This is a genomic window from Streptomyces sp. NPDC034049 (assembly GCF_055575575.1).
This window is the reverse complement of record NZ_JBVISJ010000001.1, coordinates 1,033,053-1,052,909: the sequence shown is the minus strand read 5'-3', so window position 1 is coordinate 1,052,909 and position 19,857 is coordinate 1,033,053. Positions and strand designations below refer to the sequence as shown.

The following is a 19,857-nucleotide window of genomic DNA, read 5'->3' as shown; positions in this document are numbered from 1 at the left end:
CGCGCTATTCGAAGAGGTCCATCACTCATGCTCAAGAACGCCAAGATCCCCGGCCACAGTCTCGCGCTGACCAAGACCCACAAGCTCTCGTTCGCCGGTGTGGCCGCCTTCGGTGCCGCCGCCCTCGCGTTCTCGCTGGTGCCGGCCGAGGCTCAGACCACCACGCAGACCGTGTCCGCGGCTCCGGCGGCGTTCAGCCAGAACCCGGCCCCGGCCGCGAAGGCCAGCGTCGTCGACCAGGCCGCCGACGCCGAGAAGAAGGCCGCCGCCGCTGCCGCGCAGAAGAAGGTCGAGCAGGAGCGCGCCAAGAAGGAGGCCGCGAGCCGGTCCGCCAAGCGCGCCGCCCAGGTCAAGGCCGCCGCCACGAAGTCGTACCCGAACAACCTCGACGGCTGGATCCGCGAGGCGCTCGACATCATGAAGAAGCACAAGATCCCGGGCACCTACAACGGCCTGCACAAGAACATCATGCGGGAGTCCTCGGGCAACCCGAACGCGATCAACGACTGGGACATCAACGCCCAGAACGGCGTCCCGTCGATCGGTCTGCTGCAGGTCATCAAGCCGACCTTCGACGCCTACCACGTCCCGGGCACGAAGAAGAGCCAGTACGACCCGGTCGCCAACCTCACGGCCGCCGCGAACTACGCCGCCGACCGCTACGGCTCGATCGACAACGTCAACAGCGCGTACTGAGGCCCGCGCGGGACCTCTGAGAACGTGGAAGGGCGGCACCCGGTTCGGGTGCCGCCCCTCGTTCGTCAGTGCTTGTCGGTCACTTCCGCATGACCTCCGGCTCGTGGCGGCGCAGGAAGCGGGCCACGAGGAAGCCGCAGATCACACCCAGCACGATCAGGGCGATCATGTCGAGACTGTAGGCGCCGACCGTGTGGTCCCACAGCGGGTCGGTGTCGCCGGCCTCCTTGGGCGGGCTGATGTTGTTGAAGTCCAGCGTGGCACCGGCGGCGGCGACCGCCCAGCGCGACGGCATCAGGTACGAGAACTCGTTGACGCCGGGGCTGCCGTGCAGGGCGAAGAGGCAGCCGGTGAAGACGACCTGGACGATCGCGAACATGACCAGCAGCGGCATCGTCTTCTCGGCGGTCTTCACCAGCGAGGAGATGACCAGGCCGAACATCATGGACGTGAAGCCGAGCCCCATGATCGGGATGGACAGTTCCAGCATCACGGCGACCTTGCCCTCGCCGAAGATCAGCGCCTCGTCCGGGATCGTCCGGCTGGAGAAACCGATCGCGCCGACCATGGCGCCCTGGAACACGGTCACCGCGCCGAGCACGATCACCTTGGACATCAGGTACGCCGAGCGTGACAGGCCGGTGGCCCGTTCCCGCTCGTAGATCACCCGTTCCTTGATCAGTTCTCGGACGGAGTTGGCGGCGCCCGCGAAGCACGCTCCCACCGCGAGGATCAGCAGCACCGTGGTGGCCGTGCCGTTCGGGATGGGCAGGTCGGTCGCCGGGTTGATCTTCCTGACCAGCAGGTCCTTGTCCGGGTCGATGAGCAGGCTCACCGCGCCGAGGACGGCCGGCAGGATCACCGTCAGCGCCAGGAAGCCCTTGTCGGAGGCGATGACGGAGACATAGCGCCGGACCAGGGTGCCGAGCTGGGAGAACCAGCCCTGCGGCTTCGGCGGACGCATCGACTGCGGCGGCGGCATGTGCACCGACTGCGGGGCGACCGCGTCGATGTCCGCGGCGTACATCTGGTAGTGCTGCGAGCCCTTCCAGCGGCCCGCCCAGTCGTAGTCGCGGTAGTTCTCGAAGGCGGAGAAGACGTCGGCCCAGGTCTCGTAGCCGAAGAAGTTCAGGGCCTCCTCGGGCGGACCGAAGTACGCCACCGAGCCGCCCGGGGCCATCACCAGCAGCTTGTCGCAGATCGCCAGCTCGGCCACGGAGTGGGTGACCACCAGGACCGTGCGGCCGTCGTCGGCGAGGCCGCGCAGCAGCTGCATCACGTCGCGGTCCATGCCCGGGTCGAGGCCGGAGGTCGGCTCGTCCAGGAAGATCAGCGACGGCTTGGTCAGCAGCTCCAGGGCGACCGAGACGCGCTTGCGCTGGCCGCCGGAGAGGGAGGTGACCTTCTTGTCCTTGTGGATGTCGAGCTTGAGCTCGCGCAGCACCTCGTCGATGCGGGCGTCGCGCTCGGCGGCCGTGGTGTCGGCCGGGAAGCGCAGCTTGGCCGCGTACTTGAGGGCCTTCTTGACGGTCAGCTCCTTGTGCAGGATGTCGTCCTGCGGGACCAGACCGATGCGCTGCCGCAGCTCGGCGAACTGCTTGTACAGGTTCCGGTTGTCGTAGAGGACGTCGCCCTGGTTGGCCGGGCGGTAGCCCGTGAGCGCCTTCAGCAGGGTCGACTTGCCGGAGCCCGAGGGGCCGATGACCGCGATGAGCGACTTCTCCGGGACACCGAAGGAGACGTCCTTGAGGATCTGCTTGCCGCCGTCGACGGTGACCGTCAGATGACGCGCGGAGAAGGAGACCTCACCGGTGTCGACGAACTCCTCGAGCCGGTCGCCGACGAGGCGGAACGTCGAGTGGCCGACGCCGACGATGTCGTTCGGGCCGAGGAGTGCCGTGCCGCCCTTGGCGATCGGCATACCGTTGACGAACGTGCCGTTGTGCGAGCCGAGGTCGCGGATCTCGAAGCGCCCGTCGGGCGTCGCGTGGAACTCGGCGTGGTGGCGCGAGACCTGGAGGTCGGAGACCACCAGTTCGTTCTCCAGGGCACGACCGATCCGCATCACCCGGCCGAGGGCCAGCTGGTGGAACGTGGTCGGGCTGCGGTCGCCGTAGACCGGCGGCGCCCCCGCGCCACCACCGGGGCCCTGCTGCGGGAAGCCCTGCTGGTGCGGGACCTGGGCAGCCTGCGGCTGCTGCCAGCCCGCCTGCGGGGCCTGCTGCTGCGGAGGCTGCTGGCCGGCGTATCCGGCGCTCGCGCCCTGCGCCGCGTACGGCTGCTGCTGGGGCTGTGCGACGGACGCGGCGGCACCGGAGAGGCTGAGTCTCGGTCCGTCGGTCGCGTTGCCGAGGTGCACTGCCGAGCCGGGGCCGATCTCCAACTGGTGGATCCGCTGCCCCTGCACGAAGGTGCCGTTGGTGCTGCCGTGGTCCTCGATCACCCAACTACGGCCGCCGAAGCTGATCGTGGCGTGACGCCAGGACACCCTGGCGTCGTCGAACACGATGTCCCCCTGCGGATCACGTCCGAGGGTGTATGCCCTGGACGGATCGAGCGTCCAGGTTTGTCCGTTCAATTCCAGTACGAGTTCCGGCACTCCATGCCCCACTGAGTTGTCCCCCGAAATTACCCCCAACACAGGGAGTCTAGGGATGTCGAACATCGGGGGGAACTATTTCAGGCTCGACCCCCTGACCGAAAGTCGGGCCTTGTGAAGAGAACGTACGGGGGCATCTCCCCGTCCCGTTGACGGGGTTGAAACCGGGCCGGAGAGTGGTAATCCCACGCGAGGGGGACATCAGCGGTGCAACACCGCGATGTGGATCGGGGGGTCCGACCATGAGCGACCGGAATGTCGACCGTGCCGGCCGTGTGCCGTGGGCCGAGGTGGTGGTCTCCGCGATCGCCGCGGTGAGCTGGGCGTTGATCGGCATGGCGGGTGTGGCCGCGCTCGGTCTGCATCTGCTGGAGGCCGACACCGCGGGCGAACTCGGGCCCATGACGGCGGCTGTCGTGGCGCTCGGGGCGGGTGGGTCGGTGACTCCGTCGGGCGATGTGTCCGTGATGGGCCTGGAAGGGGCCGAGGCGACCACCGCCATCGAGATCACGCCACTGGGTGTCAGCCTCGTGGGTGCGCTCCTGCTGGCCTGGTTCTTCCTACGGTCCTTGCGGGGCGCGGGAGTTGTCGTCCCGCCCGGGGAACTCCTCGCGCGCGTGGGCTCGGTGCTGGTGCTGTTCGCGGCGCTGATGGGCGGGTTGGCCTGGGCCGGGAACGCCATCATCACCCTCGACGGCAGCCGGCTCGGCATCGACGACCAGCTGCCGGGCGGCGGCGACCTCGGGGACGTCGAGATCCCCGGGCTCGGCGACCTCGGCGACCTCGGCGGCGGTCTGCTGCCGGACCGGCTGGGCGACCTCGCCGACGCCGACGCCCGGGTCGGCTTCACGGTCGACGCCGTGCCGACCGTGCTCGGCGGTCTGACCTGGTGCCTCGGCGTGCTGCTCATCGCCCTCCTGGCCTCGCGCCGCGCCCCGCTGCCGCCCGGACTCGACGTGCTGCACCGGGTCGTCCGGCCGGCCGTGTCCGCCGTGGTCACCGTGCTCCTGGTGGCGGTCCTGGCCGGGCTGGCGGCGGCCGGGTACGCGGCGGTCGGCGACCCCCACCCCCGGCGGATCGCCGGCGCGGCCCTGCTCGGCGCGCCGAACGGGGTCTGGCTGGGCGTCCCCCTCGGCCTCCTGGTCCCCTGGGACGGCAGGGCCACCGGGGCGCTGGCCGACCTCCTGCCCGACCCGCTCGACGAACTGCTGCGCGTCGGCGCGGGCGAGTCCGTCACCCTCGGCCGCCTCGCCGAACTGGACGGGCGGGTCTGGCTGCTGGGCCTCGCGGCGGCGCTGACGATGCTGTACGCGGGGGTCCTGACCGCCGTGCGTACGCCGTTCGTACGGGGGTCGGCTGCCGCCGCTGCCGGGGGTGCGTCCGGTGCGGATGTACGGGGCGGGAGCGTGCTCGGCTTCATCGGTCGCTGCGCGCTTCGGCTCGGGCTCACGACGGCGGTGGCACTGCCGCTGCTCGTCTGGGCGACGGAGGTGTCGGTGGACGCGTCGCTGGCCGTGTTCGGCATCGACGCGTTCGACGCGGGGGTGGAGCTGCGGGGGCGGGCGGCGACGGCGTCGCTGCTGGGCGCGCTGTGGGGCGCGGGGGCGGGGGCGGCCGGGGCACTGCTGGCCTGCGCGACACGGGCGGCCGGGCTACGGGCGTCGCCGTCGGCGCGGGGGGACGGGGGTGGCCGCGGGACGCCGACGCCCCCCGAGAACCACGCGGCGGCGTCCACCGGGCCGTACACACCGCACACGCCGTACCGTCCGCCGAACCCGGACACGAATCCGTATCTGCGACTGCCGGAGGCGGATGAGTTGCGGGGGGTGCGGGGGGCGGCAGGGGCTGGGGGGTCTCGGGAGGCTGGGGGGTCTGGAGCGGCCGGGTCCGGTGGAGGGGCAGGGCGAGGTGGGGGTACGTCGGGGGCGTCCGGTGGCTCGGGTGGCTCCGGTGGCTCGGGCGGCTCAGGTGCGCAGGGGGTGCCTGATGTGTATGGGGCGCCGACGGTGGTACGGCGGTTCACACAGCCGCCTCGGCGACCGGGGCGACGGCCGGGAACGGGGGCGGGCTCGGGCTCGGGCTCGGGCTCGGGGGGAGGTTCCGGATCGGGGGCTGGATCAGGGGGAGGGTCGGGGTCGGGGGCAGGCGCGTGGCCCTCACCGCCGCCGCCACCGGAGGAGAGGCCACCCCCGCCACCGCCACCGCCACCGCCTCCGCCGCCACCGGGGCCGCGAGGGCGGTGAGCGGCGCCGAGGGGCTCCGAGGGCACGTCGGGCGAGCCGCGCCGGCCGCCAGCCGCCAGGGCGTAGGGCGCCGTAGGCAGGCCTCTCAGGGCCGGTGGTGAGGCCCGGTGGGCAGTCCCTCGGGCCCGGTGATGGAGCCCCGAGGACGGCCTCACGGGGCCGGTGCTGGAGCCCGCAGGCCGGCCTCTGCCCCGGCCGATCAGACCGGCCCCATCGATGCTACGGCGAAGCCGCGCCAGGTCAGCCCCGAGCCATGAGCCATGAGCCATGAGCCATGAGCCATGAGCCATGAGTGGCCACCCAAACGGCGCTCTCGGCCCACAGCGGGCCCATCCAGGCGCGACCCCGCGCCGGCGGCGCTGGACTCCAGGCACGGACTGCGTACGACGGCGGCGCTGAACTCCGGGCACGGTCCGTGCGCGACGGCGGAAACTCCCCCCGCACGCTCTCCGAGGCGTCGTGCCGCATCCCGGTGGGGTTCGGTCGTCGGTAACCCAGTGTTCTCCGTCCGCTGGGCGGACCTCAGGGTCAAAAGGCACGGGGCGCCGGATACGGTTGGCACATCATGAGCGCTTCGCAGACCTCCTCTGACATCCCCACCCTCCTCGTCAAGATCTTCGGCAAGGACCGGCCGGGGATCACCGCCGGGCTGTTCGACACCCTCGCCGCGTACTCCGTCGACGTGGTCGACATCGAGCAGGTCGTCACCCGTGGCCGGATCGTGCTGTGCGCGCTCGTGACCGAGCCGCCCGCCGGGCAGGAGGGCGACCTGCGGGCGACCGTGCACAGCTGGGCGGAGTCGATGAAGATGCAGGCGGAGATCATCTCCGGCCTGGGCGACAACCGGCCCCGCGGTCTCGGCCGCTCGCACGTCACCGTGCTGGGCCACCCGCTGACCGCCGAGTCCACCGCCCGCATCGCCGCCCGCATCACGGCCACCGGCGGCAACATCGACCGTATCTTCCGGCTCGCCAAGTACCCGGTGACGGCCGTCGAGTTCGCGGTGTCCGGCACGGAGCCGGAGACGCTGCGGACCGCGCTGGTCACCGAGTCGGTGGCACTCGGCGTGGACGTCGCCGTGGTCGCGGCGGGGCTGCACCGCCGGGCGCAGCGCCTGGTGGTGATGGACGTCGACTCCACGCTCATCCAGGACGAGGTGATCGAGCTCTTCGCCGCGCACGCCGGGTGCGAGAAGGAGGTCGCCGAGGTCACCGAGGCCGCCATGCGCGGGGAGCTGGACTTCGAGCAGTCGCTGCACGCGCGTGTGGCGCTGCTGGAGGGGCTGGACGCCTCGGTGGTGGAGAAGGTGCGCAGCGAGGTCCGGCTCACGCCGGGCGCGCGCACGCTGATCCGTACGCTGAAGCGGCTCGGCTTCCAAGTCGGTGTCGTCTCGGGCGGGTTCACCCAGGTCACGGACGACCTGAAGGAGCGGCTGGGCCTCGACTTCGCGCAGGCCAACACGTTGGAGATCGTCGACGGCAAGCTCACCGGCAAGGTCGTGGGCGAGATCGTGGACCGCGCGGGCAAGGCGCGGCTGCTGCGCCGGTTCGCCGCCGAGGCAGGGGTCCCGCTGGCCCAGACCGTGGCCATCGGCGACGGCGCGAACGATCTCGACATGCTCAACGCGGCCGGTCTGGGCGTCGCCTTCAACGCCAAGCCGGTCGTGCGCGAGGCCGCCCACACCGCGGTGAACTTCCCCTTCCTCGACACCGTGCTGTACCTGCTCGGGGTGACCCGTGAAGAGGTCGAGGCGGCGGACACGCACGACGAGTAGCGGAGCCCGGCCATGACGAGGGCCCGGCACCCTGAGGTGCCGGGCCCTCCTCGTGCCGGATGCCGGATGCCGGATGCCGGGTGCCGAAGGTGGGCTACGCGGTGGAGTTACTCGGTGGGCGCCCAGTAGTCGGACAGCGTGGTCACGCCCGGCTCCAGGCTCTTCCAGGCGCCCTCGAAGGTGAGCACGGCGTAGGCGGCGGCCGGGAAGCCGAGGCGGTTCATCCGCTCGCGGGCGTCGCCCTCGGAACTGCCGGCGAGGACGTCGGCGAGACCCTGCACACCGGGGTTGTGGCCGATCAGCACGACGTTCTGCGCGTCGTCCGGGGTTTCGTTGAGCAGGGCGATCAGCTCGCCGGGCGAGGCCTCGTAGATCCGCTCCTCGTAGACCGTTTTCGGTCGCTCGGGCAGTTCGTGGACGGCCAGCTTCCAGGTCTCGCGGGTCCTGACGGCGGTCGAGCAGAGGGCAAGGTCGAAGGGGATTCCGGAGTCGGCCAGCTTGCGCCCGGCGACGGCGGCGTCCATGCGGCCCCGGTCGGCGAGCGGCCGCTCGTGGTCGGAGACCTGGGGCCAATCGGCTTTCGCGTGCCGGAAGAGGACAATCCTGCGGGATTCTGCGACGCTCATGCGTCCCAGCTTCGCACGAAACAGGCCACGGGGCGCAGGGAGTTGAAGTGCGGATACCCGAGACCGGTACATGTGCTTCCGGTGTGCCGGGCGCTCGTCACGGTGTGTGGCCCGCCAGGGCGTGCCGTATGCGCTCCACGAGGTCGGCGATCACGGGGTCGCCGCTCGCGGCCTGGGCCTGCGCGGGGTCGGAGATCAGCAGCAGGAGCGTGATGAAGCCGACCGCGGGCAGGGCGATCGCCCACCAGGGCAGCCGCACGACGACGGCGCTCGTGGTCGCCGGGTGGGGTCGGGGGTGCGTACGGGCCGACATGCCGCCTCCGTGGTCTGCGAGTCCTCGTGGCCCGGTCCTCCGTGGGCCCTCGCGGGTCCCCTGCGGCCACATCTCGACGTTACGGAACGCGGGCGGTCCGACCCATCCGGTGATCCACCCACTTCACCCTGAGACTCGCCCCCTAGGGGACGGGGGGTTTCCCCCATCCCGGGCGGTCACGGTGAGGCGATGGCCGCGATGATCCCGATGACGACGAAGATGGCGAGGAACGAGCCGAAGACCAGGAGCATCTTCTTCTGGCCGTTCTGGGGGTTCGGGTCGAGCACTGGCATACGCCCAGTCTCGCACCCCGGATACCCGGTGGGGCCGCCGGGGGTGTGCCTCAGCGGGTCGCCTCGTCCTCCACGACCCGGTCGCGGCCCGCGAGGACGCCCGCGGCGATCTGCGGGATCATCAGCGCGGCCATGAGGGCGAGGGGCAGGCCCCAGCCGCCGCTGTGCTGGTACAGGACGCCGACGACGAGCGGGCCCGGGATCGAGATCAGATAGCCCGTGCTCTGCGCGAAGGCGGACAGCCGGACCACGCCCGCGCCGGTCCTGGCCCGCATGCTGACCAGGGTGAGCGCGAGCGGGAAGGAGCAGTTGGCGACACCGATCAGCAGCGCCCACGCCCAGGCGCCCTGGGCCGGGGCGAGGTGCAGGCCGCCGTACCCGAGGAGGCCGCAGACGCCCAGGACGACGACGATCGGCCCCTGGTGGGGCAGGCGGGTGGCGAGCCGGGGGATCACGAAGGCCAGCGGCACGCCCATGACCATGGTGAGGGCCAGCAGCAGCCCCGCCGTGCCCGCGGGAACCCCGGCGTCCCGGAAGATCTGCGCCATCCACCCCATGGTGATGTAGGCGGCGGTCGCCTGGAGGCCGAAGAAGACGGCGAGCGCCCAGGCCGTACGGCTCCGGGTGATCCGCAGGGCGGGTGCCGCCTCGCGCCCGGGGCCCGACGCTCCACCGGCACCGCGTACCGACCCCGACACTCCCCGGGGGTTCTCCGTCGAGCGCGCGTCCCGGTCCCGGAGCAGCGGAAGCCACGGGACGACGGCCGCCGTCGCGAGGAGCGCCCAGACGGCCAGTCCGGTCCGCCAACTCCCGCCCAGCGCCTCGGTCATGGGCACGGTGACGGCCGCGGCGGTCGAGGTGCCGAGCGCCAGGGCCATGGAGTAGAGGCCCGTCATGGAGCCGACCCGGTCGGGGAACCAGCGCTTGACGATGACCGGCATCAGGACGTTGCTGACGGCGATGCCCATCAGGGCGAGGGCGCTCGCGGCCACGAATCCGGCCGTGCCGCCGACGTACGGCCGTATCAGCAGGCCGGCGGCGATCGCGGCCATGCCCGCGCAGACCACGGCGGCCGGACCGAACCGGCGGGCGAGCCGGGGCGCCATGACGCCGAAGAGGGCGAAGCAGAGCGGCGGGACGGAGGTGAGGAGCCCGGCGACGCTGCCGCTCATGCCGAGTCCGGTGCGCACCTCTTCGAGGAGGGCGCCGAGGCTGGTGATGGCGGGACGGAGGTTCAGGGCCGTCAGGACGGTGGCGACGACCACGAGACGGATCGTCCACGCGCGCGTGGCGGGTGCCGGGGGTTCGGACGCGGCCCGGTCGGACGCGGGTGCATCGGACCCGGGTGTTTCGGACGGTGCCCGGCCCGGTGCGGATGTCGTCGTCGCGGTCTCCTGGCTCACCATGACACCCATCATAGAATCATAGGATGATTGGTTGTCCATGGCCCGACCACTCCCGGTCGGTCACTTCGTGCGAAGGTGTGCCATGCCGTTGAGCCATCCCCGTCGATCGGCGCTGTCCGAGCAGGTCATCGCCGCGCTGCGGAACCAGATCACCTCGGGCGAGTGGCCGGTCGGCTCCCGCATCCCCACCGAGCCCGAGCTGGTCGAGGAGCTGGGCGTCGCCCGGAACACGGTCCGTGAGGCCGTCCGCGCGCTCGCGCACAACGGCCTGCTGGACATCCGCCAGGGCTCCGGCACCTACGTCGTCGCGACCAGCGAGCTCGCGGGCGTGATGCACCGCCGCTTCGCCGACGCCGACCCGAGCCACATCGCCGAACTGCGCTCCGCCCTGGAGTCGAGCGCCGCGAAGCTGGCGGCCGAGCGGCGCACCGAGAAGGACCTCAGGCAGTTGGACGCGCTGCTGGCGCGCCGCGAGGAGGCCTGGGCCTCGGGCGACGCGGAGGACTTCGTGACCGCCGACGCGACCTTCCACATGGCGGTCGTGGCCGCGTCCCACAACGACGTCGTGACGACGGTCTACGCGGACCTGGGCGAGGTCCTGCGGGACTGGCTGCGCGGTGACGTGGGCGAGGAGCTGACCCCGGAGACGTACATGGACCACGCCCGGCTGGTGGACGCGATCCGCGCGGGCGACGCGGAGACCGCCGCGGCGGAGGCCGCCGGCTATCCGTTCCACTGCCGTCCCGGCCGGGTCAGCCGTCCACCCGCTGGTGGCTGAACCACACCGAGCCGACTTCCTTCCAGCAGCGCCCGGTGAGCCGTACCGTCCGCGCGGGACCGGCCTCGACCGCGGCGCTGTCGCTGTCGATGTCCCACCACCGGACGCACTCGATGTGCAGCCGGACGCGGTCGACGGCCGCGTGGGGGTTGAAGCAGTAGCCGACCACCTGGGAGCCGGTGACGGTGCTGCGGCAGGCCGCCCCGAACGCAACGGGCTTGTCGTCCGCCCCTACGCGCGCGGGTGACTCCGCGGTCTCCACGCGCGCGTACGGTGCCGATTCGGACGGAAGAGTGAGGACGAGAACCAGGGCGACGACAGCTGGGGCGATGCTGCGGAGGATGCGCACAAGGGGGACCTCCTCGGCCGAGTGGCTGAGCGGTGCACGTCCAGCGTGCGCGGCACCGGGCTCCGGCGGCCCGCCGGATGAGCCGAACGAGTGATGATCCCGGCGGACAGGAGTACGGCGAGGGCGCGCACCCGAATGGATGCGCGCCCTCGAACCGTGGCAGAGCGTTGTGGGTGACGCTCACGCGCCGATCGCGTGCAGCCCGCCGTCCACGTGGATGATCTCGCCGGTGGTCTTGGGGAACCAGTCGCTGAGCAGCGCGACGACACCGCGGCCGGCCGGCTCGGGGTCCTTGAGGTCCCACTCCAGCGGCGAACGGTCGTCCCACACGGCGGCCAGCTCGCCGAAGCCCGGGATGGACTTGGCGGCCATGGAGCCGATGGGACCGGCGGAGATGAGGTTGCAGCGGATGTTCTGCTTGCCCAGGTCACGCGCCATGTAGCGGCTGGTGGCCTCCAGGGCGGCCTTGGCCGGACCCATCCAGTCGTACTGCGGCCAGGCGTACTGCGCGTCGAAGGTCAGGCCGACGACCGAGCCGCCGTTCTGCATCAGCGGCAGACAGGCCATGGTCAGCGACTTCAGGGAGTACGCCGAGACGTGCATCGCGGTGGCGACGGACTCGAAGGGCGTGTTCAGGAAGTTGCCGCCGAGGGCGTCCTGCGGGGCGAAGCCGATGGAGTGGACGACGCCGTCGAGCCCGCCCAGCTCCTCGCCGACGATGTCGGCCAGGCGCCCGAGGTGCTCGTCGTTGGTGACGTCGAGCTCGATGACCTTGGTGGGCTTGGGGAGCTTCCTGGCGATGCGCTCGGTCAGCGTGGGCCGGGGGAAGGCCGTGAGGATGATCTCGGCGCCCTGCTCCTGGGCCAGCTTGGCGGTGTGGAAGGCGATGGAGGACTCCATCAGCACACCGGTGATCAGGACGCGCTTGCCCTCGAGGATTCCGCTCATGGTGATCAGTGACCCATTCCCAGTCCGCCGTCTACGGGGATGACGGCTCCAGTGATGTACGAGGCGTCGTCCGAGGTGAGGAACCGCACCGTCGCGGCGATCTCCTCGGGCTGCGCGTACCGGCCGAGCGGCACCTGCTTCACGATGCCCGCGCGCTGCTCGTCGGTGAGCACCTTGGTCATGTCGGTGTCGACGAAGCCGGGCGCGACGACGTTGAAGGTGATGTTGCGCGAGCCCAGCTCACGGGCGAGGGAGCGCGCGAAGCCGACCAGGGCGGCCTTGGAGGCGGCGTAGTTGGCCTGGCCGGGCGAGCCGTAGAGGCCCACGACCGAGGAAATGAGGACGACGCGGCCCTTCTTGGCGCGCAGCATGCCGCGGTTGGCGCGCTTGACCACGCGGAAGGTGCCGGTGAGGTTGGTGTCGATGACCGAGGTGAAGTCCTCCTCGGACATGCGCATCAGGAGCTGGTCCTTGGTGACGCCGGCGTTGGCGATCAGCACCTCGACCGGGCCGTGCTCGGCCTCGATCTCCTTGTAGGCCTGCTCCACCTGCTCGGGGTCGGTGATGTCGCACTTGACGGCCAGGCAGCCCAATTCTGTTAGGGCGGCCGGCGGCTCCCCCGAGCGGTAGGTGATGGCGACCTTGTCGCCGGCGTCGGCGAACGCGCGGGCGATGGCGAGGCCGATGCCCCGGTTGCCTCCGGTGACGAGAACCGAGCGGCTCAACGGATCACCCTTTCCTTAGCGGTCTGAACGCCTGCCCGCATGCCTGGACGGCAGGCGCCTTCCCTCGAAACCTATCGGTCCGCTTCCCCCGGCGGGCATTCGAGCTGTGACAGTGGCACGGGGTGGTCACTGTGGGGTCCCTACAGAAAGCCCGCCGACCACAGCCGGAAAGATGTGGTCCGGCCGCCCGCGGGCGCGACATGATCGGATCCGACACGCCACGACAACCGTTCGGCGACAGGGAGACCTCGGTGCCTCATTCCATCGACGAAGCCTTCACGGCACTACCGCTGAGGGCATTGGCCGACGCCGCGCTCGCCCGCGCGCGGGCCCTCGGCGCCGAGCACGCCGACTTCCGGTTCGAGCGGGTGCGCAGCGCCTCCTGGCGGCTCAGGGACGCCAAGCCCGCCGGGTCCTCGGACACCACCGACCTCGGGTACGCGGTGCGGGTCGTGCACGGCGGGACCTGGGGGTTCGCCTCCGGGGTGGATCTGACGATGGACGCCGCCGCGAAGGTCGCCTCGCAGGCCGTGGCCATGGCCAAGCTGTCCGCGCAGGTCATCAAGGCCGCCGGGTCGGACGAGCGGGTCGAGCTGGCGGACGAGCCGGTGCACGCGGAGAAGACCTGGATCTCCTCGTACGGGATCGACCCGTTCACCGTCCCCGACGAGGAGAAGACCGCGCTGCTCACGGAGTGGAGCACGCGGCTGCTGGCGGCCGACGGGGTCAACCACGTCGACGCCTCGCTGCTCACCGTGCACGAGAACAAGTTCTACGCGGACACCGCCGGGACCGTGACCACCCAGCAGCGGGTGCGGCTGCACCCGTCGCTGACCGCCGTGTCCGTCGACGAGTCCAGCGGCGAGTTCGACTCGATGCGGACGCTGGCGCCGCCGGTCGGGCGCGGCTGGGAGTACCTGACGGGCACCGGCTGGGACTGGGACGACGAGCTGGCGCGCATCCCCGAGCTGCTCGCGGAGAAGATGCGGGCGCCGAGCGTCGAGTCGGGCGTGTACGACCTGGTCGTGGACCCGTCCAACCTGTGGCTGACCATCCACGAGTCCATCGGCCACGCCACCGAACTGGACCGCGCCCTCGGCTACGAGGCCGCGTACGCCGGCACGTCCTTCGCCACCTTCGACAAGCTCAACAAGCTGAAGTACGGCTCCGAGCTGATGAACGTCACCGGTGACCGCACCGCCGAGCACGGTCTGGCGACCATCGGGTACGACGACGAGGGCGTGGCGGGGCAGTCCTGGGACCTGGTGAAGGACGGCACACTGGTCGGCTACCAGCTCGACCGTCGTATCGCCAGGCTCACCGGGCTCGGCCGCTCCAACGGCTGTGCGTACGCCGACTCCCCCGGGCATGTGCCGGTGCAGCGCATGGCCAATGTGTCGCTGAAGCCGGATCCGGCGGGGATGTCGACGGAGGACCTGATCGGCGGGGTCGACCGGGGGATCTACGTCGTCGGGGACCGGTCCTGGTCCATCGACATGCAGCGGTACAACTTCCAGTTCACCGGCCAGCGGTTCTTCAAGATCGAGAACGGGCGGATCACCGGGCAGCTGCGGGACGTCGCCTACCAGGCGACGACGACCGACTTCTGGGGTTCGATGGCGGCCGTGGGCGGGCCGCAGACCTATGTCCTGGGCGGCGCGTTCAACTGCGGGAAGGCCCAGCCGGGTCAGGTCGCCGCGGTGTCGCACGGCTGCCCTTCGGCCCTCTTCAAGGGCGTCAACATTCTGAACACCACGCAGGAGGCCGGTCGATGAGCGGGCGGAACACCAAGGCGCACAAGCCGCACGAGATCGTCGAGCGGGCCCTCGGACTCTCCCGTGCCGACGGCTGTGTGGTGATCGCCGACGAGTACTCGACGGCGAACCTGCGCTGGGCGGGCAACGCGCTCACCACGAACGGGGTCACCCGGGGCCGGTCGGTGACGGTCGTCGCCACCGTCGACGGCAAGGAGGGCACCGCCTCCGGGGTCGTCTCGCGGGCCGCCGTCACCGCCGAGGAGCTGGAGCCGCTGGTGCGGGCCGCCGAGGCCGCCGCGCGCGGCGCCGGACCGGCCGAGGACGCCCAGCCGCTGGTCACGGGGGTGGCGCACTCCCCCGACTTCACGGACGCGCCCGCCGAGACGTCCTCCGCCGTGTTCACCGACTTCGCGCCGGCCCTCGGCGAGTCGTTCGCACGCGCGCGTGCGGGCGGCCGCGAGCTGTACGGCTTCGCCAACCACGAGATGGTGTCGAGCTACGTCGGTACGTCCACCGGGCTCCGGCTCCGCCACGACCAGCCGAACGGGACGCTGGAGCTGAACGCCAAGTCCCCGGACCGCAAGCGCTCGGCCTGGGCGGGGCGCTCCACGCGGGACTTCAAGGACGTCGACCCGGCGGCCCTGGACGCGGAGCTGGCCGTACGGCTGGGCTGGGCCGAGCGGCGGGTGCCGCTGCCCGCCGGACGGTACGAGACGCTGCTGCCGCCGACGGCCGTGGCGGACCTGCTGATCTACCAGATGTGGTCGGCGTCGGCGCGGGACGCGGCCGAGGGCCGGACGGTGTTCAGCAAGCCCGGCGGCGGCACCCGGATCGGCGAGCGGCTGACCGAGCTGCCGCTGACCCTGCGCAGCGACCCGAACGAGCCGGGCCTGGAGTCCGCGCCCTTCGTGCTGGCCCACTCCTCCGGCGGTGACAGCTCGGTGTTCGACAACGGGCTGCCGCTGACGGCGACCGACTGGATCAGCCGGGGCGAGATCGCGCATCTGCCGACCACCCGGCACAGCGCGGGCCTGACCGGGCTGCCGGTGGTGCCGACGATCGGCAACCTGATCCTGGACGGCGGCGAGGACCGCTCCCTGGCGGAGATGGTCGCGAACACCGAACGCGGGCTGCTGCTGACCTGCCTGTGGTACATCCGCGAGGTCGACCCGGCCACGCTGCTGCTGACCGGCCTGACCCGCGACGGGGTGTACCTCGTGGAGAACGGCGAGGTCACGGGCGAGGTCAACAACTTCCGGTTCAACGAGTCGCCGGTGGACCTGCTGGGCCGGGCCACGGAGGCGGGCCGCACGGAGAAGACGCTGCCGCGCGAGTGGAGCGACTACTTCACCAGGGCCGCGATGCCCGCGCTGCGAGTGCCGGATTTCAATATGAGTTCTGTCAGCCAGGGCGTATAACCTCGTACCTGATTACGACCCGAACGAGGAGACACGAGAACCGTGACGGACATCGTCGACGAGCTGAAGTGGCGGGGACTGTTCGCCCTGTCCACCGACGAGGACGCCTTGCGCAAGGCGCTCGCGGACGGTCCTGTCACGTTCTATTGCGGGTTCGATCCGACCGCGCCGTCCCTGCACGTCGGACACCTGGTGCAGGTGCTCACCGTGCGCCGGCTCCAGCAGGCCGGTCACCGGCCGCTGGCGCTGGTCGGCGGTGCGACGGGCCTGATCGGCGACCCCCGCCCGACGGCGGAGCGCACGCTGAACGACCCGGAGACCGTGGCCGGCTGGGTCGGCAAGCTGCGCGGGCAGATCGAGCCGTTCCTCTCCTTCGAGGGCGAGAACGCGGCCGTGATGGTCAACAACCTCGACTGGACCGAGGGCCTGTCGGCCATCGAGTTCCTGCGGGACATCGGCAAGCACTTCCGCGTCAACAAGATGCTGACGAAGGACTCCGTCGCCCGCCGGCTGGAGTCCGACCAGGGCATCAGCTACACCGAGTTCAGCTACCAGATCCTCCAGGGCATGGACTTCCTCCAGCTCTACCGGAGGTACGGCTGCACCCTCCAGCAGGGCGGCAGTGACCAGTGGGGCAACCTCACGGCCGGCCTGGACCTGATCCACCGGCTGGAGCCCGGCGTGGAGGCGCACGCGCTGGCCACTCCGCTGATGACCAAGGCGGACGGCACCAAGTTCGGCAAGACCGAGGGCGGCGCCGTCTGGCTCGACCCGGAGATGACCACGCCGTACGCGTTCTACCAGTTCTGGCTGAACGTGGACGACCGGGACATCACCCGGTACATGCGGATCCTTTCCTTCAAGTCCCGTGCGGAGCTTGAGGAGTTGGAGAAGCAGACCGAGGAGCGGCCGCAGGCGCGGGCCGCGCAGCGGGCGCTGGCCGAGGAGCTGACGACGCTGGTGCACGGGGCCGACCAGACGGCTGCGGTGATCGCCGCGTCCCGTGCGCTGTTCGGGCAGGGCGAGCTGGCGGAGCTGGACGACCGGACTCTCGCCGCGGCGCTGTCCGAGGTGCCCCACGTCAAGGTCGCCGAGCTGGGTCCGGTGGTCGACCTGCTCACCGAGGTCGGGCTGGTGCCCAGCAAGTCCGCGGGGCGGCGGACCGTGAAGGAGGGCGGGGCGTACGTGAACAACGTGAAGGTCACCGCGGAGGACGCGGTTCCGTCCCGGGAAGAGCTGATCCACGGGCGGTGGCTGGTGCTGCGGCGGGGGAAGAAGAACCTGGCCGCGGTCGAGGTGACCGGGGCCTAGGCGCGATCGAGTCTGCCGGGGCCTGGGCGCCGTAGGGGCGTGGGGTCGCTGGCGAGTGCCGCTTCGGCGTGGTTGCTCGCGCAGTTCCCCGCGCCCCTCAGATGGCGGCTGCGCCGCCGTTCAGGGCGCGGGGCTCAGGTCCGCCGTTTTCTCTTGCCCAGGGTCGCCATGTACGCCATGTCGCCGAGGGCCACGATGACGATCGCGGCGACCAGCTGGAAGATGTGGCGGCTCCAGTCGATGCCGGAGGTCTCCTCGACACCGAAGCCGCGTGCGAGCGCGTTGCCGACGACGGCGCCCAGCATGCCGAAGATCGTCGTCAGCCAGAGCGGGCTGTGCTGCTTGCCCGGGAGGATCGCCTTGGCCAGCAGGCCCAGCACGAATCCCACGATGATCGCCCACAACCAGCCCATGGCTGCCTCCTCGTACGGCTCGACGTGAGCATTACGCCCAGTCTCGGCCCGCCCGCGGTACGCCGCATGTCGGGCACGGCCGTACGCGGCGCGGCGCATTTCCTCCACTCTCCGTGGAAGGTGACCCGGTCTCGTAGGCGGCGCAGACGCGGCGTAACGTGGAATGCGTCCGGACCGTGTTCCTGTGGCGGGCACGGACGGGCACGGGCCGGGGAGCGTCCGATACAGGCGGGTGGTGGAACGTGATGCGGAAGCAGCACAACGTCGAGGTCTTCCGGATCACGGGTGCCCGGCAGGGCCTCGCCGACGACGTCCGCGGCCGGCAGCGCCGCTACATCATCTCGATGTCCGTGCGCACCCTCGCGGTGATCGCCGCCGCGGTCCTCTGGAACGTCGAACGGCACGTCGCGGTCGTCGCGCTGGTGCTCGGCGCGGTGCTGCCGTACGTCGCCGTGGTGATCGCCAACGCGGGCCGGGAGAACGCGCCCTCGCTGCCGTCCACGTTCGTCAGGGCCCCCATGCGACCGATGATCACGCCGCCCGCGGAATCCGTCGCGGAGGACGCGGCGGCCGATTCGGCGGGGCACAGGCGGAGCGAGCCGCGCGAGCGGGCCTGAGCGCGGGCCGTCCGGCCACTCCGGCGAAGCGGAATCCGGCCACCCGCCAAGCTCAAGAAAAGCTCAGATCAATCATGTAGTTCCTGTGCCGGGCAGAGGGCTACCCGTGACATACTTCGAGAGCGCTCCGCATCCCCCGTCGGAGCGACAGACCGACGCCGGGCAGCTCCCCCCGTGGCTGCTCGGCGTCGCCTTTTCTGCGGCTAGGGTCGACGTCGTGAACATCCTCAACGTCCCCGGGTCCGATCCTTCCTCCCCCATCTGTTCGGCCAAGGGGTGTCGGGCCGACGCGGTCTGGGTGCTCGCCTGGAACAACCCGAAGCTGCACACGCCGGAGCGGCGCAAGACGTGGCTCGCGTGCGACGAGCACCGGGAGCATCTGTCGCAGTTCCTGGGGGTGCGGGGGTTCTTGAAGGACGTGGTGAAGCTGGACGACTGGGAGGAGCCGGCGCCGTAGGACCGCTCAGCCCCCGATCGCCGACATCGGCCGGTCCGGCTGGACGAACGACGGGTCGTCCAGACCCGCGCCCGCCTTCTTGCCCCACATCGCCAGCCGCCAGATACGGGCGATCTCCTCGTCCGGGGCGCCGGAGCGCAGCGCGGCGCGCAGATCGGTCTCCTCACGGGCGAAGAGGCAGGTGCGGACCTGGCCGTCGGCGGTGAGGCGGGTGCGGTCGCAGGCGGAGCAGAACGGGCGGGTGACGGAGGCGATGACGCCCACGCGGTGGGGGCCGCCGTCGACCAGCCAGCGCTCCGCCGGGGCCGAGCCGCGTTCGTCCCGGCCCTCGGGGGTGAGGTCGAAGCGGGTGCGCAGGGAGGTCAGGATGTCGCCGGCGGTGACCATGCCGTCGCGCTTCCAGCCGTGCTGGGCGTCCAGGGGCATCTGCTCGATGAAGCGCAGCTCGTAGTCGTGCTCGACGGCCCAGGCGAGGAGGTCGGGGGCCTCGTCGTCGTTGAGGCCGGGCATCAGGACCGAGTTGACCTTGACCGGGGTCAGGCCGGCGTCGCGGGCGGCTTCGAGTCCTTCGAGGACGTCCTTGTGGCGGTCGCGGCGGGTGAGGGTCTTGAAGACGTCCGGGCGCAGGGTGTCCAGGGAGACGTTCACCCGGTCCAGGCCGGCCGCCTTCAGGGCCGTCGCCGTGCGCCTGAGGCCGATGCCGTTGGTGGTGAGGGACATCTGGGGGCGGGGGGCGAGGGCCGCCACCCGCTCCACGATGCCGACCAGGCCGGGGCGCAGGAGCGGCTCACCGCCGGTGAAGCGGACCTCCTCGATGCCCAGGATCCGGACGGCTATGTCGATGAGACGGACGATCTCGTCGTCGCTCAGCAGGTCGGGCTTGGCCAGCCACTGCAGGCCCTCCTCGGGCATGCAGTACGTACAGCGCAGATTGCACCGGTCGGTCAGCGAGACCCTCAGGTCGGTGGCCACTCGGCCGTAGGTGTCGATGAGCACGTGGGCCCCCTCCCTCGCGGCGGATCACAATCGTTCGACATGTGCGAGCCTACGTGACCGCGCTGACAACATCACCGGCCCGATCGCACGAGACGCGGCGAGGGGCCGCCGTAGAGATCTACGACGGCCCCCTCGCGA

The 19,857-nt window shown here is 71.2% G+C and carries 19 protein-coding genes; 9 read left to right on the top strand and 10 right to left on the bottom strand.

Annotated features, from left to right (window positions below; genetic code table 11):
* Positions 1-27: 27 nt before the first annotated feature.
* Positions 28-696: a transglycosylase SLT domain-containing protein gene (locus tag ACZ52C_RS04715; protein WP_469073379.1), complete on the top strand. Its 669-nt coding sequence runs from the start codon at positions 28-30 to the stop codon at positions 694-696.
* 79 nt (positions 697-775) lie between these two features.
* Here the strand turns inward: ACZ52C_RS04715 and ACZ52C_RS04710 are convergent, their stop codons facing one another.
* Entirely contained in the window at positions 776-3,295 is a 2,520-nt protein-coding gene (locus ACZ52C_RS04710; RefSeq protein WP_469073378.1) for an ABC transporter ATP-binding protein/permease, read from the bottom strand.
* A 242-nt stretch (positions 3,296-3,537) separates the two neighbouring features.
* On the opposite strand from ACZ52C_RS04710, the gene ACZ52C_RS04705 reads away from it, so the two are divergent.
* Positions 3,538-5,538 (top strand): streptophobe family protein, encoded by a 2,001-nt coding sequence (locus ACZ52C_RS04705; RefSeq protein ID WP_469073377.1) that lies wholly within the window; start codon positions 3,538-3,540, stop codon positions 5,536-5,538.
* 565 nt (positions 5,539-6,103) lie between these two features.
* Complete coding sequence (gene serB / locus ACZ52C_RS04700) at positions 6,104-7,312, top strand: phosphoserine phosphatase SerB (protein WP_045560790.1); 1,209 nt, start codon at positions 6,104-6,106, stop codon at positions 7,310-7,312.
* Between the two features lie 107 nt (positions 7,313-7,419).
* Here serB and ACZ52C_RS04695 read toward each other — a convergent pair whose 3' ends face one another.
* The 4 genes from ACZ52C_RS04695 to ACZ52C_RS04680 all read right to left on the bottom strand — a co-directional run bounded on the left by ACZ52C_RS04695 (position 7,420) and on the right by ACZ52C_RS04680 (position 9,950).
* Positions 7,420-7,938: a SixA phosphatase family protein gene (locus ACZ52C_RS04695; RefSeq protein WP_469073376.1), complete on the bottom strand. Its 519-nt coding sequence runs from the start codon at positions 7,936-7,938 to the stop codon at positions 7,420-7,422.
* A gap of 97 nt (positions 7,939-8,035) precedes the next feature.
* Entirely contained in the window at positions 8,036-8,251 is a 216-nt protein-coding gene (locus ACZ52C_RS04690) for a hypothetical protein (RefSeq protein WP_469073375.1), read from the bottom strand.
* Between the two features lie 176 nt (positions 8,252-8,427).
* A complete protein-coding gene (locus tag ACZ52C_RS04685; RefSeq protein WP_005477623.1) occupies positions 8,428-8,544 on the bottom strand; it encodes an SGM_5486 family transporter-associated protein in 117 nt (38 codons plus the stop codon).
* Between the two features lie 50 nt (positions 8,545-8,594).
* Positions 8,595-9,950, bottom strand: coding sequence for a CynX/NimT family MFS transporter (locus ACZ52C_RS04680; protein ID WP_469073374.1), 1,356 nt, complete (start codon positions 9,948-9,950; stop codon positions 8,595-8,597).
* A gap of 82 nt (positions 9,951-10,032) precedes the next feature.
* On the opposite strand from ACZ52C_RS04680, the gene ACZ52C_RS04675 reads away from it, so the two are divergent.
* Entirely contained in the window at positions 10,033-10,728 is a 696-nt protein-coding gene (locus ACZ52C_RS04675; protein ID WP_469073373.1) for a FadR/GntR family transcriptional regulator, read from the top strand.
* On the opposite strand, the gene ACZ52C_RS04670 is transcribed toward ACZ52C_RS04675, so the two are convergent.
* The 3 genes from ACZ52C_RS04670 to fabG all read right to left on the bottom strand — a co-directional run bounded on the left by ACZ52C_RS04670 (position 10,703) and on the right by fabG (position 12,750).
* On the bottom strand, positions 10,703-11,077 hold the full coding sequence (locus ACZ52C_RS04670) for a hypothetical protein (protein ID WP_469073372.1): 375 nt from the start codon (positions 11,075-11,077) through the stop codon (positions 10,703-10,705). The two genes, ACZ52C_RS04675 and ACZ52C_RS04670, sit on opposite strands and share 26 nt — an antisense overlap.
* A 180-nt stretch (positions 11,078-11,257) precedes the next feature.
* Complete coding sequence (gene fabI, locus ACZ52C_RS04665) at positions 11,258-12,025, bottom strand: enoyl-ACP reductase FabI (protein WP_013004673.1); 768 nt, start codon at positions 12,023-12,025, stop codon at positions 11,258-11,260.
* Positions 12,026-12,030: 5 nt separating this feature from the next.
* Complete coding sequence (gene fabG / locus ACZ52C_RS04660; RefSeq protein ID WP_045560797.1) at positions 12,031-12,750, bottom strand: 3-oxoacyl-[acyl-carrier-protein] reductase; 720 nt, start codon at positions 12,748-12,750, stop codon at positions 12,031-12,033.
* 251 nt (positions 12,751-13,001) lie between these two features.
* Between fabG and ACZ52C_RS04655 the strand changes: the two genes are divergently transcribed.
* The 3 genes from ACZ52C_RS04655 to tyrS are packed head-to-tail and all read left to right on the top strand — an operon-like array spanning position 13,002 to position 17,236.
* Positions 13,002-14,525, top strand: a complete 1,524-nt coding sequence (locus tag ACZ52C_RS04655) for a TldD/PmbA family protein (RefSeq protein ID WP_469073371.1) — start codon at positions 13,002-13,004, stop codon at positions 14,523-14,525.
* Entirely contained in the window at positions 14,522-15,925 is a 1,404-nt protein-coding gene (locus tag ACZ52C_RS04650) for a metallopeptidase TldD-related protein (protein WP_469073370.1), read from the top strand. The genes ACZ52C_RS04655 and ACZ52C_RS04650 overlap by 4 nt, the downstream gene beginning before the upstream one ends.
* Positions 15,926-15,967: 42 nt before the next feature.
* Entirely contained in the window at positions 15,968-17,236 is a 1,269-nt protein-coding gene (tyrS, locus tag ACZ52C_RS04645) for a tyrosine--tRNA ligase (RefSeq protein WP_469073369.1), read from the top strand.
* Positions 17,237-17,370: 134 nt separating this feature from the next.
* Here tyrS and ACZ52C_RS04640 read toward each other — a convergent pair whose 3' ends face one another.
* The gene (locus tag ACZ52C_RS04640) at positions 17,371-17,649 is read right to left on the bottom strand and encodes a GlsB/YeaQ/YmgE family stress response membrane protein (protein WP_469073368.1); all 279 of its coding nucleotides are present in this window, start codon (positions 17,647-17,649) and stop codon (positions 17,371-17,373) included.
* A gap of 245 nt (positions 17,650-17,894) precedes the next feature.
* Here ACZ52C_RS04640 and ACZ52C_RS04635 point away from each other — a divergent pair, with 245 nt between their 5' ends.
* Together ACZ52C_RS04635 and ACZ52C_RS04630 are read left to right on the top strand one after the other, a co-directional pair.
* Positions 17,895-18,266: a DUF3099 domain-containing protein gene (locus ACZ52C_RS04635; protein ID WP_469073367.1), complete on the top strand. Its 372-nt coding sequence runs from the start codon at positions 17,895-17,897 to the stop codon at positions 18,264-18,266.
* A gap of 217 nt (positions 18,267-18,483) precedes the next feature.
* Positions 18,484-18,723 (top strand): hypothetical protein, encoded by a 240-nt coding sequence (locus ACZ52C_RS04630; RefSeq protein ID WP_060885235.1) that lies wholly within the window; start codon positions 18,484-18,486, stop codon positions 18,721-18,723.
* A gap of 6 nt (positions 18,724-18,729) precedes the next feature.
* On the opposite strand, the gene moaA is transcribed toward ACZ52C_RS04630, so the two are convergent.
* Positions 18,730-19,719: a GTP 3',8-cyclase MoaA gene (moaA, locus tag ACZ52C_RS04625; protein ID WP_319108635.1), complete on the bottom strand. Its 990-nt coding sequence runs from the start codon at positions 19,717-19,719 to the stop codon at positions 18,730-18,732.
* Between the last annotated feature and the right edge of the window lie 138 nt (positions 19,720-19,857).

Coding starts and splice junctions, on each gene's coding strand:
- ACZ52C_RS04715 (WP_469073379.1), top strand. CDS start 28: ATGCTCAAGAACGCCAAGATCCCCGGCCACAGTCTCGCGCTGACCAAG.
- ACZ52C_RS04705 (WP_469073377.1), top strand. CDS start 3,538: ATGAGCGACCGGAATGTCGACCGTGCCGGCCGTGTGCCGTGGGCCGAG.
- serB (WP_045560790.1), top strand. CDS start 6,104: ATGAGCGCTTCGCAGACCTCCTCTGACATCCCCACCCTCCTCGTCAAG.
- ACZ52C_RS04695 (WP_469073376.1), bottom strand. CDS start 7,938: ATGAGCGTCGCAGAATCCCGCAGGATTGTCCTCTTCCGGCACGCGAAA.
- ACZ52C_RS04690 (WP_469073375.1), bottom strand. CDS start 8,251: ATGTCGGCCCGTACGCACCCCCGACCCCACCCGGCGACCACGAGCGCC.
- ACZ52C_RS04685 (WP_005477623.1), bottom strand. CDS start 8,544: ATGCCAGTGCTCGACCCGAACCCCCAGAACGGCCAGAAGAAGATGCTC.
- ACZ52C_RS04680 (WP_469073374.1), bottom strand. CDS start 9,950: ATGGTGAGCCAGGAGACCGCGACGACGACATCCGCACCGGGCCGGGCA.
- ACZ52C_RS04675 (WP_469073373.1), top strand. CDS start 10,033: ATGCCGTTGAGCCATCCCCGTCGATCGGCGCTGTCCGAGCAGGTCATC.
- fabI (WP_013004673.1), bottom strand. CDS start 12,025: ATGAGCGGAATCCTCGAGGGCAAGCGCGTCCTGATCACCGGTGTGCTG.
- ACZ52C_RS04650 (WP_469073370.1), top strand. CDS start 14,522: ATGAGCGGGCGGAACACCAAGGCGCACAAGCCGCACGAGATCGTCGAG.
- ACZ52C_RS04640 (WP_469073368.1), bottom strand. CDS start 17,649: ATGGGCTGGTTGTGGGCGATCATCGTGGGATTCGTGCTGGGCCTGCTG.
- ACZ52C_RS04635 (WP_469073367.1), top strand. CDS start 17,895: ATGCGGAAGCAGCACAACGTCGAGGTCTTCCGGATCACGGGTGCCCGG.